Annotated in this window: 10 protein-coding genes; 7 read left to right on the plus strand and 3 right to left on the minus strand. The window is 36.5% G+C overall.

What is annotated here, in order from left to right:
* The 6 genes from IPJ53_06165 (at position 1) to ftsZ (ending at position 7296) form a co-directional block, all read left to right on the plus strand.
* Positions 1 to 1188, plus strand: coding sequence for an FtsW/RodA/SpoVE family cell cycle protein (locus IPJ53_06165; protein ID MBK7798674.1), 1188 nt, complete (start codon positions 1 to 3; stop codon positions 1186 to 1188).
* The gene (gene murG / locus IPJ53_06170; GenBank protein ID MBK7798675.1) at positions 1181 to 2272 is read left to right on the plus strand and encodes an undecaprenyldiphospho-muramoylpentapeptide beta-N-acetylglucosaminyltransferase; all 1092 of its coding nucleotides are present in this window, start codon (positions 1181 to 1183) and stop codon (positions 2270 to 2272) included. The genes IPJ53_06165 and murG overlap by 8 nt, the downstream gene beginning before the upstream one ends.
* Entirely contained in the window at positions 2226 to 3632 is a 1407-nt protein-coding gene (locus IPJ53_06175; protein ID MBK7798676.1) for a UDP-N-acetylmuramate--L-alanine ligase, read from the plus strand. Before murG ends, IPJ53_06175 begins: the two co-directional genes overlap by 47 nt.
* Position 3633: 1 nt before the next feature.
* Positions 3634 to 4425, plus strand: a complete 792-nt coding sequence (locus tag IPJ53_06180) for a hypothetical protein (protein MBK7798677.1) — start codon at positions 3634 to 3636, stop codon at positions 4423 to 4425.
* A gap of 25 nt (positions 4426 to 4450) precedes the next feature.
* Entirely contained in the window at positions 4451 to 5806 is a 1356-nt protein-coding gene (gene ftsA, locus IPJ53_06185; GenBank protein ID MBK7798678.1) for a cell division protein FtsA, read from the plus strand.
* A 95-nt stretch (positions 5807 to 5901) separates the two neighbouring features.
* A complete protein-coding gene (gene ftsZ, locus IPJ53_06190) occupies positions 5902 to 7296 on the plus strand; it encodes a cell division protein FtsZ (protein ID MBK7798679.1) in 1395 nt (464 codons plus the stop codon).
* Between the two features lie 521 nt (positions 7297 to 7817).
* On the opposite strand, the gene IPJ53_06195 is transcribed toward ftsZ, so the two are convergent.
* The 3 genes from IPJ53_06195 to IPJ53_06205 all read right to left on the minus strand — a co-directional run bounded on the left by IPJ53_06195 (position 7818) and on the right by IPJ53_06205 (position 12716).
* Complete coding sequence (locus IPJ53_06195; protein MBK7798680.1) at positions 7818 to 10484, minus strand: S9 family peptidase; 2667 nt, start codon at positions 10482 to 10484, stop codon at positions 7818 to 7820.
* A 79-nt stretch (positions 10485 to 10563) separates the two neighbouring features.
* Positions 10564 to 11268: an alpha/beta hydrolase gene (locus IPJ53_06200; GenBank protein MBK7798681.1), complete on the minus strand. Its 705-nt coding sequence runs from the start codon at positions 11266 to 11268 to the stop codon at positions 10564 to 10566.
* A 209-nt stretch (positions 11269 to 11477) separates the two neighbouring features.
* The gene (locus tag IPJ53_06205) at positions 11478 to 12716 is read right to left on the minus strand and encodes a 1-acyl-sn-glycerol-3-phosphate acyltransferase (protein ID MBK7798682.1); all 1239 of its coding nucleotides are present in this window, start codon (positions 12714 to 12716) and stop codon (positions 11478 to 11480) included.
* A gap of 50 nt (positions 12717 to 12766) precedes the next feature.
* On the opposite strand from IPJ53_06205, the gene miaA reads away from it, so the two are divergent.
* Entirely contained in the window at positions 12767 to 13741 is a 975-nt protein-coding gene (miaA, locus tag IPJ53_06210) for a tRNA (adenosine(37)-N6)-dimethylallyltransferase MiaA (GenBank protein ID MBK7798683.1), read from the plus strand.
* Positions 13742 to 13747: the final 6 nt, after the last annotated feature.

Here is a 13747-nt window from a genome sequence, read left to right on the forward strand (position 1 = left end):
ATGAATGTACTTATTGAAAATATTAAGGATGGGATAAAAGGTGATCGTTTTCTATGGACTATCATTATACTTTTGTCACTTTGTTCTTTGTTGGCTGTTTACAGCGCTTCTATATCCTTAACGAAGTACAATTCTGACAACACTGTATTTTTCCTTCTAAAACATGTGCCGTTTATTATTGGTGGATTGATTTTGGCTTGGTTTATATCAAATATTGACTACACTGAATTTAGTAAATGGGCACCATTTTTTTTAATTGTGGCGGTTGCTTTGTTGGTTTGGGCTTTGTTTTTTGGAGTGAATATTAATCAAGCAAAAAGATGGATTCAGGTTCCATTTTTAGATATTTCATTTCAGGTTTCCGATTTTGCTAAGTTGGCATTAATTGCTTTTGTGGCAAGGAGCATTTCGGCAAAACAGGATCATATCAAAAGTTTTAAAACTGCATTTGTCCCGATCATGTTACCGGTGCTTTTAATTTGTGGACTAATTGCACCGTCAAATTTTTCAACATCTGCTATATTATTTTTGTGTTGTATTATGATGCTTTTTGTGGGGAGAGTTTCTTTTAAATATATTTTTATTTTAGGATTATTTGGAGTCTTGATGTTTGCGTTTTTAATATACCTGGGCCAATTTTTACCTGATGCCATTCGGGTCAACACCTGGGTGAACAGAGTAAATGAATACCTCAATGTTGAGGGTGGAGGGTACCAGGTACAACAAGCCAAGATTGCTATTGCCCGAGGTGGGTTATTTGGAGTGGGTCCCGGAAATTCCATGTTGAGAAATTTTATTCCATATTCTTATGCAGATTTTATCTATGCCATTATTTGTGAAGAATGGGGGATTCTGCTTGGTGGGATCGGACTGATTATTTTATACCTGATGTTATTGGGTCATTGTGTAAGTATGGTGACAAAATCACCTAAAGCTTTTGGCGCAATGTTGACCATTGGGATTGGTTTTAATATTGTTATGCAGGCATTTGCTAATATGGCTGTATCTCTGGGACTAGTACCAGTGACAGGATTGACACTTCCCTACATAAGTATGGGTGGTACTTCGTTGCTTTTTACCAGTATGGCTTTTGGGATGGTAATTAGTGTAAGTAAACATATTAATGGGTTAAAACTTGATCAGGAAAGTGATTCTGCAACAGAAAATAAAGTTGAATTAGATGATTAAAGTGCTCATTAGCGGAGGAGGAACAGGAGGCCATGTGTTTCCGGCTATTGCTATTGCTGATGCCATTAAGGAAATGAATGATCATGTAGAAATACTTTTTGTTGGGGCAATTGGAAAGTTGGAGATGACTGAGGTGCCCAAAGCTGGGTATAAAATTGAAGGCTTAAAAGTAGCTGGATTTCAGAGAAAATTAAGTCTGCAAAATATTATTGTACTTTGGAAACTGATGACATCACTTGTAAGGGCTTATCAAATTGTAAATCGTTTTGCTCCGGATGTAGTTGTTGGAGTAGGAGGTTATGCCAGTGGCCCGGTAATGAGAGTGGCAGCATGGAAAAGAATACCGCTTTTAATACAAGAGCAAAATTCATATCCGGGAATCACGAATAGGTTGATGGCCTCTAAAGCCAATGTCATATGTGTTGCATTTCCTGATGTAATCAAATATTTTAACAACAAACACATAGAGATTACAGGAAATCCGGTTAGAAAAAATATGAAGTCTTCTGTATCAAAGATGGAGGCTTATAAATATTTCAATTTAGATCCAAATAAGAAAACGCTTTGTTTTTTTGGTGGAAGTTTAGGGGCGAGGACAATAAATGATGTGGTGCTTGCAGCAAAGGAATCTATCATGAACAGGCAAGATATTCAAATCTTATGGCAATGTGGAAGGCAGTACGAAGAGCGCGTCAAACAGGATTCCATCTCAGAATTGTCGCAGGTACACGTTTATGCTTTTATTGACAAAATGGATTTTGCTTATGCTGTTGCTGATGTGGCCATTACCAGAGCGGGTGCGTTAACTATTTCCGAATTGGCGGTTACTGAAACAGTGTCAATTTTAGTTCCTTCGCCAAATGTTGCAGAAGATCACCAAAGAAAAAATGCAGAGGCGATGACGACAATCTACGCTGCCAAAATGGTATTAGATGCTGATGCTCGGATGGTACTTTGGGAATCTGCGATTGCATTACTGGATGACAATGAACAACAAAAAATATTAAAGACAAATTTACAAAATATGGCAAAACCTGATGCTGCAAAAAACATTGCAAAAAGGGTATTGTCTCTTGTTGCATAATATGGATGCATTGAAAAAAGTATATTTTCTTGGAATTGGAGGCATTGGAATGAGTGCCTTGGCCAGGTATTTCAATGCCCGAGGTGTCAAAGTTTATGGATATGATAAAACCAGAACTCCTTTGACCGTTGAATTGGAATCAGAAGGTATGTCTGTTCATTATGAGGATCTACCGCTTGCCATACCCGAGGACTTAGATCTAGTAGTGTGGACTCCTGCCATTGCAAGGTCGCTACAGGAATTTAAAATACTTTCTTCTGGAGGGGTTACGATGATGAAGAGATCCGAGGTGTTGGGAAAAATTACGGCTAAAAATAAAAACATTGCGATTGCAGGCACTCATGGAAAAACTACTACAAGTAGTATTTTGACGCATATTTTAGTGGAATCTGAAATAAAAGTAACAGCATTCTTGGGCGGTATACCAAAGAATTATCATTCCAATTTTGTAGACAGGGGCCATGATTGGATAGTTGAAGAGGCAGATGAGTATGATCGCTCATTTCTACAATTACATCCTGACATTGCAGTGATCGGATCTTTGGATGCTGACCACCTCGATATATATGGTGATCGGTCACAAATGATCTCCACGTATTTTGATTTTGCAGGTCAAATAAAATGGGGGGGGCTGCTTCTTATGGCTGCAAATATCGAACAATTGGAATTAAATAGATTCGGTCAATTGGAAAACCTAAAATTTTTGACATATGGTATTGATACAGGAGAAGTAAGGAGCAATATTTTGACAATCAAGGAAGGATGGACTACTTTCAATTACCAGGACGACAAAGGAAATCTGTTTAATGAATTAAAACTCCGATTGCCAGGCAGACATAATTTACAAAATGTTACTGCAGCCATTCGGATAGGTGTTGAACTTGGAATTACTGAATTTGATATTCGAAAAGCATTGGAGTCTTTTCAAGGAATAGTCAGACGTTTCGAATGGATTTTTGAAGGAAAAAATCAAGTGTACATAGATGATTATGCACATCACCCTGAAGAGTTGAAAGCAGCAATTGAAGCGGCCAGGAGTTGTTATCCAGACAGGCGAATTTTGGGAATTTTTCAACCTCATTTGTATACAAGGACCAGGGATTTTGCACAGGATTTTGCAAAGGCTTTAGATTTGTTGGATGAAGTTATTTTAGTAGAATTATATCCCGCAAGAGAAGAGGCAATTCCGGGTATTAGTTCGCATACTATATTGGGTTTGATGGATTTGAGACAGAAGGCCTACGTCTTAAAAAAGGATTTGATTGAACAATTAAAACATAGAAAATTAGATATTGTCATTACTTTAGGTGCGGGGGATCTTGATTTAATGTCTGATCAAATTGCTAAAATTCTGAATTGATATGAATACAAAAGTAAAGGTCGGATTAGTAATTGGATTGTACATCATTACGATGCTTGCAGTAGTAGTTGTTTGGATGAGCTCGATTAGAGAACAACGAATTCAGAAATCAGGTCAGTTGAAAATACAGATTGTAAAGCCGTCTGAAGAAAATAAACTGCTTGAAGAAAAAGATGTGCGGATGGCAGTTGCTAGTTTTTACAAAAAAGATTGGAGGAAGATTCCGATTTATGCCCTCCGGACTGCGGATTTGGAAAGATATCTGGAAAGTCAGGCGGTTATCCATCATGCAGAAGTTTTCATTGATTCTAAGAAGAATCTACATATTGAAATGTATCAGCGTGATCCGTTGATGCGTGTGGCTGATGTGCTGGGCAATCAATTTTATATTGATGTAGAGGGAAAAAGAATACCTAATTCAAGGAATTATTCTGCTCGTGTTCCTGTTGTAACTGGTATCCTACAACCCTTTAAAGGACATGACATTTGGCAAGAGGAAAATTTTGAATACAGGGCGGTATATCAGCTTGCAAAGGAAATTGTAAAAGAACCTTTTGTCCGATCTCTCATAGAGCAAATTGATTTTTTACCATCCGGTGAATTAGTGCTTGTGCCAAAAATTGGAAATGAAAAAATACAATTTGGGAATGCAGACAACATTAATGAAAAACTTGAAAAACTTAAATTTTTTTATCAGGAAGGATTAAGGTATGAAGGTTGGAATGTTTATCAGACCATTGATTTGAAAAACAAGGACCAGGTTGTGTGCCGAAAGAATTCTTCTGAAATATAATATTAAAACTCAAACTAATCAGTATATGGAATCACAAATTAATCAAAACCCGGAAATTATAGCGGCGCTTGACATTGGCACAACCAAAGTTTGTGTGGTGGTAGGTAAGCGTAATATTTTGAACAAAATTGAAGTGCTCGGCTTTGGTAAAGTAAGTTCGGAAGGGGTGATCAGAGGAGTGGTCTCAAATATAGATAAGACTGTGAAAGCAATCAGTGATGCGATTGATCTTGCGGAGAAAATGAGTAAGCATGAGATCCAAAAGGTACATGTAGGAATAGCTGGGCAGCATATAAAAAGTCTCCAACATCAAGGTGTTTTATACAGAAATAATCCGCAGGAGGAAATTACTCGTGAAGATGTAGACAAATTAGTTCAGGATATGTATAAAATCGCATTGCCTCCGGGTGATCAAATTCTTCACGTTATTCCACAAGAATTTACAGTTGATGACGAAGAAGGAATAATTGACCCAGTTGGAATGTCCGGATCAAGATTGCAATCAAATTTTCATATCATTACTGGCAACACTTCTGCTGCAAGCAATATACTGAGATGTATTGAAAAGGCCGGATTAATTGCAGAAAGTATGACACTTGAACCTTTGGCATCCGCTGAGTCTGTATTGTCTAAAGAAGAAAAGGAAGCTGGTGTAGTCATGGTTGATATTGGGGGCGGAACTACGGATGTAACCATTTACAATGAAGGCATTATACGTTACACTTCTGTGATTCCAATTGGAAGTAATATGATTACAAAAGACATTAAGGCGGGGTGTTCTGTAACACAAGAGCAAGCAGAGAAATTGAAAGTCAGATTTGGTTCAGCTTTAAGTGAGGAGATTGTGGACAATAGAATTATAACCATTCCCGGATTGATGGGTAGAGAGCCTAAGGAAATTTCAGAAAAAAATTTGGCCAGAATTATTCAAGCCAGAGTAGAAGAAATTTTCGAATATGTAATGTGGGATATTCACAGAAGCGGCTATGAGAATAAATTGGTTGCCGGTATTGTGCTTACAGGAGGTGGATCATTATTAAAAAATCTTGAACTTTTAGCTGAATATCAAACAGGTTTGGCAGCGAGGATTGGATATCCAACGGAACATTTGTCGTCCCATTATATGGATGAGGTTTCTAACCCTATGTTTTCGACCAGTATGGGTCTTGTTTTTGAGGGGATGAAGAAAATGGCACCTATAAAAACAGAACCAAGAAAAATAGTTTCTGAAGTGTTTGATTTGGTAGAAGAGAATGTTCAAACCACAGAAGATTTAGAAAGGGAGGAAGGAAAAAGAGAAGGCTGGTTGGGCAGATTTGTCAATAAAGGATATTCTTCTGTTAAGGAGTTCTTCGAAGCCAGTCCTGATTCTGAATTTTAATAAAAATATATATAATTTTTTTTTTATAATTTATTTTTATTTATAATATATAATTATATATCTTTACGTCATAAACAAATATTAAAAATGATTATATGAATCAAGCCTCTATAATCAAAGTTATCGGAGTCGGAGGAGGGGGAACAAATGCGGTAACCCAAATGTATAATCTGGGTATCAGAGGTGTAGATTTTGCTGTATGCAATACAGATCAGCAAAGTCTGGACATCAGTACTGTCCCAACAAAAATTCAGTTGGGACCTTTGTTGACCGTAGGCAGAGGTGCTGGAAACAATCCTGAAGTGGGGCGGCAGGCATGTCTTGAATCGGCCGAAGAGCTCAGAAGGTTTTTAGAGGTAGATACGAAAATGTTGTTTATCACTGCCGGGATGGGTGGAGGTACGGGTACCGGAGCGGCACCAATTATTGCCAAAGTAGCACGAGAACTTGGGATACTTACAGTGGGAATTGTAACCTTGCCTTTTCAATTTGAAGGCCCGCGACGTGGCAGATTAGCATTTGAAGGTCTGGATCAGTTGAAGCAAAATGTAGATTCACTGATTGTAATTTCAAATAATAAGCTGCGTGAAATGTATGGCAACTTATCGATGTCCTGTGCATTTTCAAATGCAGACAATATTTTGGCTACTGCTGCAAAAGGAATTGCAGAAATCATAACGGTGCCTGGTTACATTAATGTAGATTTTGAGGATGTCAATTTTGTGATGAAGGAAAGTGGCGTTTCTATTATGGGAAGCGCTTTGGCCAGAGGAGAAGACAGGGCTAGAAAAGTGATCGAAAGTGCATTGAATTCTCCTTTATTAGAAGATAATGATATCAGAGGTGCCAAACATATTCTATTAAACATTACAACCGGTAAAAGTCCAGAGATTACAATGGATGAGGTCGGTGAAATTACCGAATATATTCAACAAGAGGCGGGCTATGATACCGATTTAATTTGGGGTTCGTGTGTAGATGAAAGTCTGGAGGACCAAATTAGTGTAACCCTGATTGCAACTGGTTTTGGACAGGGTTATAAGAATCGATCAGGTCAGGAGACGGTCAAGAAAGTTGTGATTGATTTAAATGAAGATGAGGTTGATATTTCAAAATCTGAGATCGATCAGCCATCTTCAGCACAGACGGTTGAATTTGAAGATGAATTTACCTCACCCAGTTCTAAAGATAATGGACTGAATACTTTGAGTTTTTATTATCAGGAGAGCACACCAAAAAAAGAGGAAAGTAAATTGCCGGAAATAAAATCTGTATTCAATAAGCCAGTGAGTGGAAACAAACCTTTAACTGAAGGTAAGAATCTTGCTGATGCAGAAAATACACCTGCTTACGAACGAAGGAATGTAAGACTTGACAGGATCAATTCCTCTGCGGAAACTACAATTTCCCGCACAAGGATCTTTATGGATGAAGAGAACAAACTCGAAATCCGCGAAGAGAATTCATTCCTTCACGACAATGTTGACTAAAGAAGCTTCGTCTTTTCATACCTTTTCATGAGATTGGTTTATTATGACCCGGGGTGGTTCCCGGGTCTTTTTTTTTATCTCCAAATTGAGATAAGTAAATCAAATAAGTGCCACAAATATTCTAAGTCAAATCTTTTACTTTTCTGCAATTTATAAAAAGTAAGGCCATTTTTTTAGTCTTGCCAAAGGACTGTAATTCATGATGACTAAATCTCATGTTACAAATTTCCAAGGGAATTATGGAGTTATATCTACGTTTTAAAGTTGGGAAGGATGCTGTAATATAACAAGCCAATAGCGGCTTTTTAATTTTCTAAAAATTGAAAACAGTCTGTTTGATAAATTCTTGTTTGTACTTTTATTTGATGGTTTAATTTTGAGTCCCAGACAAATGTCCACTTGTTTACCTAATGATTCAATTTGTCTATTGCTCCTAATTTTCAATTTGCAAACACAAGCTAAATAAAAAGGCCACCCACTTGGGATAGCCTTTTATTTATATACATTAATAATTTAGCAAATTATTGCAGTACACCTGTCATAACAGCACCCCCTAATTCAGGTAAGGTGATACTATATTTTACTGCTTTTGGCTCTTTTGTCTTTGCCACCCAAATTGTCATTAATCCAGGATCGGCATTAGCAGGTTTGACCTCCACTTTAAAACAATCCACGTTATTTATCATTTCAGATCCAACAACTTCTAAAGACATTAATTTTTGTTCCATTTTTTGGAGATCCGAATTAACGATTATGGTTTTGTAATCATTTGATAAAGGTAAGCAGGCAATATATAAATAAGGAGCAGGTCCATCTGCAAAAACCGGATTGTCAATTTTAATATTCAGTTCTGATTTATCCCCACTCATATTTATTTTTCCAGAGATTGAATTCTCATGATAGCTCAGATCCATGTTAATTGGTCCTTGGTCAATATATCTGGAAATTTGATTTAGATTTCCTTTTTGAAATTTACCGAAATCTTTTAAGCTACCAGTGGGCATGTCCAGATTACTGGATACCAACCAATGTTTCCCTTCATCTTTAATATTAATCTTTTCTTCAAAATCCATTTTTTGTCCCATCATTTCCAAATCGACTAAATAGGTATAGTCTCCAGGAACCAGATCCTTAGAGGCAACAGCAGAGGTGATTTGAGAGGCATCGATTTTTTTAGGCATAGTGACTGTTCTGACATCAACTGTGATTTCTTGCAATCTTTTGGCAACAGCTGGATTAATATCTTCTTGATATCTTCCACCTAAATGTTTTGCCAAAAATTTTTCAGCTGCTGCAATAAATGCCATGTTGTTTACAGGTCGAGCAAAACCATGTCCTTCATCAGGAGCGCAAATATATTCAACTGGCAAATTTTTATCCCGCATGGCAATTACGATCTGGTCTGATTCGGCCTTTTTTACTCTTGGGTCATTGGCTCCTTGCACAACCAAAAGAGGAACTTTAATTTTATCTACAGAAAATAGTGGAGATTGTTTTTTTAGCTGAGCCTCTCCTTCCGGATTGGTAGGGTCACCCATCCTTTCGTGAAAAACTTTTCTTCCTGCTTCCCAATATGGTGGAATTGATTGAAGCAAAGTGATCAGACTAGAAGGACCTACGATGGAAACACCACAAGCATAAATATCCGGAGTAAAAGTAACTCCGGCCAAAGTGGCATAACCCCCATAAGAGCCACCTAGTATTCCTACTTTTTTTGCATCAACAATACCTTTTTTAATTAAATATTGGACACCATAGGTAATGTCGTCTTGCATTTTTTCGCCCCATTGCTTATTTCCGGCATTGATAAATTTCTTACCATAGCCAGTAGACCCTCTGAAATTTGGTTGAAGTACCGCATATCCTCTATTGGACCACAATTGAGCATAGGCATCGTAACCCCATGAATTTCTAGCCCATGGCCCGCCATGAGGATTTACTATAAGTGGTAGATTTTTAGAATTCAAACCTTTAGGCAAAGTAAGGTATGCTGGTATTTCTAACCCATCAGAAGATTTATATCGTATAACGGTCATTGGAGAGAGGTCAGTAACAGGCATTTTCGGACGTGGTCTGTATTGAAATATTACTTTTTTTGAACGTCTGTCATATAAGTATTTTGCTCCCGGATCCGTATCGGAATAAACAGATAATAGCCAGGTCATTTCATCCTTTGTGCTGTTGTCAAAAGAAATTTCCATGCCTTTGAATTGTTTTTTCAAAAGCTTGTATTCTGATTCATATTTTTTGTCTTTCCAGTAAATTCTTGTTTTATCATCCTCATAAAATGTTGCAATCATATTTTGTGTGATATCGGAAAAGGAAGCACTCCCAAAGTCTACTCTTTTTTCAGGGTCAGATTCAATTACACTCATTTTTAGGGTGTTGATGTTAAAGAGTACCAATCGGGATAAGTTGATTTCATCACCAACATCAGTAACCATGTAAATATGTTGACCATCAGGATGAAAATTGACGGGATAGTAGCTTTCTAAAATGCTGCTTGAGTAAATTTTTGTAAAGCCATTATTATCAAGTCTAAGCAAATCAGTAGAGCCATCAGGATTTGATTTCATGGCTAAACGTAATTTGTCTTTGTGGTCGAAAATCCACCCGACCATTCTGTCTTCATTCTTCCTAAGCAATTTTTTCTCACCGTTGGAAATTCTGATTTCATATAAATCATGCCAGGAAGCATCCCTGTCATTCAGACCAACGTAGATCAAGTCCGGATTACTTTTGGGGACTGAATAAATCATTGCTCTGACATTTGACAAATTTGTAAGATTTCTTGAAGTGGGCACGTCCATGCCTTCCATTAATTTTTCAGCAGGGTTGACTGCATAAATATGATAGTTTTCATTTCCCCCTTTATCCTGCACATACAATATGTACTTACTGTCCCTTGACCAGAAATAAGACCCAAGAGGTCTTAGAGTATCAGCAGTAACAGGTTTTGCAGCTTCGAATGCTTCTGATGCCTTTTTTACCCAAATATTTCTAGTCCCTTTATATGGTTTAATAAAACTCATGAACTTGCCATTTGGTGAAAGTTGGGCGCCTGAAATTTCAGGATCTCCAAAAAATATTTCACGATCTATAAGCGGAGGTTGTCCGGATTTTTTTTTCTGTGCCTGTAAAGTAAGGCCTGTTATACAAGATAAAAACATTAACAAAGCTATTTTCATATGATTAAAATTGAATTTCAAGGAAAGTTTAAGAAGTATGTCTTTTTGTAAATACCACCAAATAAACGGAAAGTTCCAATTAATGTTTTGTTATTTCCAAAAATTCAATGATCATTGCAGCGAGTGTGGTGGGGTCCACTCGTTCAATTATATGGGGTGTGGCAGGAATTTCAACATACGTTCCATTAGGCAGAATATCCGCAATACGCCTGGATTCGGCTTCAAATACAGTTTTATCTCTATCGCCCCTTGTGATTAAGACCTTAGATTGCAGCTTAAGTAATTCAGCAGGGTCAAGTCTTGGGTTATTTCCAAGATCTATCAAAAATTCTTTGGTGTAGTTAACCAAAGAGCTCCAATTATCTCCGTGTAAGTGCACCAACGATTCAATTACAGCTGGATACTTAGAAAGCAATACTTCACTATCCACAAAAGAAAATTGTTCCATATAGGTTTTATCCGACCAGTCAAATTTGGTCCCCAAAGTTATGACACTGTTAAACGGAACAAGGCTTTTAGTTGCAGCATATAGACCAACATATCCACCAAGACTGTAACCAAAAATATTTGGATCCAAAATTTTATGCTTTTCGATAAAAGAAGTCAATTCCTGACCAAGTTTATCAATGCTTATACTTTCGGGTGGATTTGAATTTTTTCCATGCCCTGAAAAATTTAAAAGAAAAACATTAAATTTATCATTCAGTAATTCTGCCAGCTTTTCAAGCTGTGCTGATGAACCCAAGGCCCCATGTAGAAGGATTATATTTTTTAAACCAGTCATTTATACTTTAAAGTTGAAATTTTACTAATCTTAAAATAGTTATAATATACTGCACAATTTTCAATTTGGATTTTCCCATAAGTCTGGTAAATTAGACTTTTGATTGTTAGTAATTATCTCTTTTTTTGTAGCAGAAAATTGGACAAAAATTCAAGTAAAATTTATTCATCTTTAGAAAAATATATAGTGCAATATCTTGAAATTAATGTCTAATTTAAAAGGATTGAAATTATTTGGTTTCTGATGGATAATAAATTTCTTTTTTGCAAATTTAATCTTCTATTAAAAAGGTATCTGGAAGATAATGAAAGATTTAAGAAGTGATTGAATATGTATAATGAAAAAATAATTCCGACAACCAATATTAAAGTTAATGCAATCCCAATATAAATCATTCCTAATATCCCAACTAACAGCATCGTGAGAATTGTTAAAACAAGACTTAGAGCGAGTCTGACAGGTGGAACGAATTCTATATGCTTAATTTTTTTTAGTGTAAATATTTTTGCTCCTATCAAAGGTAAGCCCAGGGTAATTATTCCTGGAATTCCCAAGATAAAAGAGGTGACCAGTTCAACTGATCTCATAATAGATTTCAAGAATGAACTTTGTACGGAGAATTCAAGTGAATCTATGGATGTAAATTCTCTGGTATAATCTGCAGCTAAATCGTTTAAAATTTGTTTATGTTCAGCTACTTTAGAAAGTAACTTATGATGGATTTCAGTTTCTTGAAAAGATTCTGGTGATTGGGAATTTCGATATATAACTTCAAGAGTCCTAAATCTATTTTCATCAAATTCAGCAGGCGCTGACAAAACTACTTTATCCAAAGCTTCATAGAATTGCTGGGTAAGAAGACTTAATTTGTCTCCATTTACGGGTACATTTTTTAGAAATTCTATAACCGACATTGAAGATCCCATAAGAATTCGCACTTCACCACCGCGATGCAGCACATCAGAGTAATTCATGCCACAAGGCACCACCATTAGGTCTTGGATTTTTTGTGCTTCCAATGAACCAATTGCAAGTCTTGCAGCGCCTTTCTGCAAGGATCTTAAGTTGCGAGACATTAATGTGCTGCCCTCTGGAAAAATTAGTATGGCATGACCTTCAGATAATTTATTAAAACATATCTCAAAAGTACTTATATTATTTCTCAGTTTTTCAAAACCATCCCTTGACCGATAAATTGGAATCTGATATGTCGATTCCAGAATTGGTTTTAACCATTTTTTTTCAAACATATCACCACGCACAAGAAAATGCAATGTGCGATGTTGAAAACAAGCTAAAATGATTGCTTCAAAAAATGAACTTGGGTGATTGCAAATAAGTAAAACTGGGCCTTTCTCAGGAATGTTCATACTGCCCTGAATGACTATCTTCTTAAAGTAGAATCTTGAGGCAAGACTGACAAGAAAATGAAAAATCCTGTAAACCATAGTACGCAAAGATATTAATATAGTTATTGAGATGTAACTTATTTTTCTGAATGTATGATGAGTCGAGGGTCGTTTCTGTAAATATTTATAATTTTGGATTTTTAAGTAAAAGCGTGGAGAAATCATTAATAGTTATCTCAGGACCGACTGGAATAGGTAAAACCGATTTGGCCTTGATATTGGCTAAACAATTTAAAACAAGTATTATTTCCGCTGACAGCAGGCAAATTTATCAAAATTTCAACATAGGTACAGCTAAACCAACGCCGGAGCAGTTGGCTTCAGTGAAACATTATTTTATTGATCACCTTTCTCCTGATTCGGTATATAGTGCAGGCCAATTTGCCTTAGAGGCAAACGATGTTTTGAGTAGCTTGTTTTCGAAGCATAATGAAGTAATACTTTGTGGAGGAACTGGTCTTTATATTAAAGCTTTGGTGGAGGGCTTGGATGAGTTTCCCGAGGTGGACCCAGAGATCAGGAATGAAATGAATTCGTTGTACGATTCTTATGGATTGATTGCCTTGCAGAGACAGTTAGCTGAATTGGATCCTGTTTATTACAGCACGGTTGATCTTAATAATCCACATCGTTTAATCCGGGCTCTGGCTGTGATAAAATCAAGTGGTAAGCCTTTTTCTTTCTTTACCCAAAACAAAGTAAATAGATCGCGACCCTATCAGTTGATTGAAATAAATCTTGGTATAGAAAGATCTCTTTTGTACGAAAGGATTGACAGAAGGGTCGATAATATGATTTTATCCGGGCTCATTCAAGAAGTTGAAAGTCTGCTTCCATACAAAGACTCACCTGGAATGAACACTGTTGGGTATAAGGAGATTCTTGAATACATGAATGGAACCTATGATTTGAATGTTGCAATTGAAAAGATTAAACAACATTCTCGAAATTATGCCAAACGACAAATAACCTGGTTTAATAAATACTCTTCTGCTGAAATTTTTCATCCGGAAGACTTGGAAGGTATTCAAAATTATATTGAGGAAAAGATTCTATGTAAATAGGTAAAA

The sequence above is a fragment of the Candidatus Vicinibacter affinis genome, assembly GCA_016714365.1.
GTDB classification, from domain to species: Bacteria; Bacteroidota; Bacteroidia; order Chitinophagales; family Saprospiraceae; genus Vicinibacter; species Vicinibacter affinis.

Excerpts from the sequence above, each read along its gene's own strand:
- ftsZ (MBK7798679.1), top strand. The coding sequence starts at position 5,902 with ATGAATCAAGCCTCTATAATCAAAGTTATCGGAGTCGGAGGAGGGGGA.
- IPJ53_06200 (MBK7798681.1), bottom strand. The coding sequence starts at position 11,268 with ATGACTGGTTTAAAAAATATAATCCTTCTACATGGGGCCTTGGGTTCA.
- IPJ53_06205 (MBK7798682.1), bottom strand. The coding sequence starts at position 12,716 with ATGGTTTACAGGATTTTTCATTTTCTTGTCAGTCTTGCCTCAAGATTC.
- ftsA (MBK7798678.1), top strand. The coding sequence starts at position 4,451 with ATGGAATCACAAATTAATCAAAACCCGGAAATTATAGCGGCGCTTGAC.
- IPJ53_06165 (MBK7798674.1), top strand. The coding sequence starts at position 1 with ATGAATGTACTTATTGAAAATATTAAGGATGGGATAAAAGGTGATCGT.
- IPJ53_06180 (MBK7798677.1), top strand. The coding sequence starts at position 3,634 with ATGAATACAAAAGTAAAGGTCGGATTAGTAATTGGATTGTACATCATT.
- IPJ53_06195 (MBK7798680.1), bottom strand. The coding sequence starts at position 10,484 with ATGAAAATAGCTTTGTTAATGTTTTTATCTTGTATAACAGGCCTTACT.
- miaA (MBK7798683.1), top strand. The coding sequence starts at position 12,767 with ATGTATGATGAGTCGAGGGTCGTTTCTGTAAATATTTATAATTTTGGA.
- murG (MBK7798675.1), top strand. The coding sequence starts at position 1,181 with ATGATTAAAGTGCTCATTAGCGGAGGAGGAACAGGAGGCCATGTGTTT.
- IPJ53_06175 (MBK7798676.1), top strand. The coding sequence starts at position 2,226 with ATGCTGCAAAAAACATTGCAAAAAGGGTATTGTCTCTTGTTGCATAAT.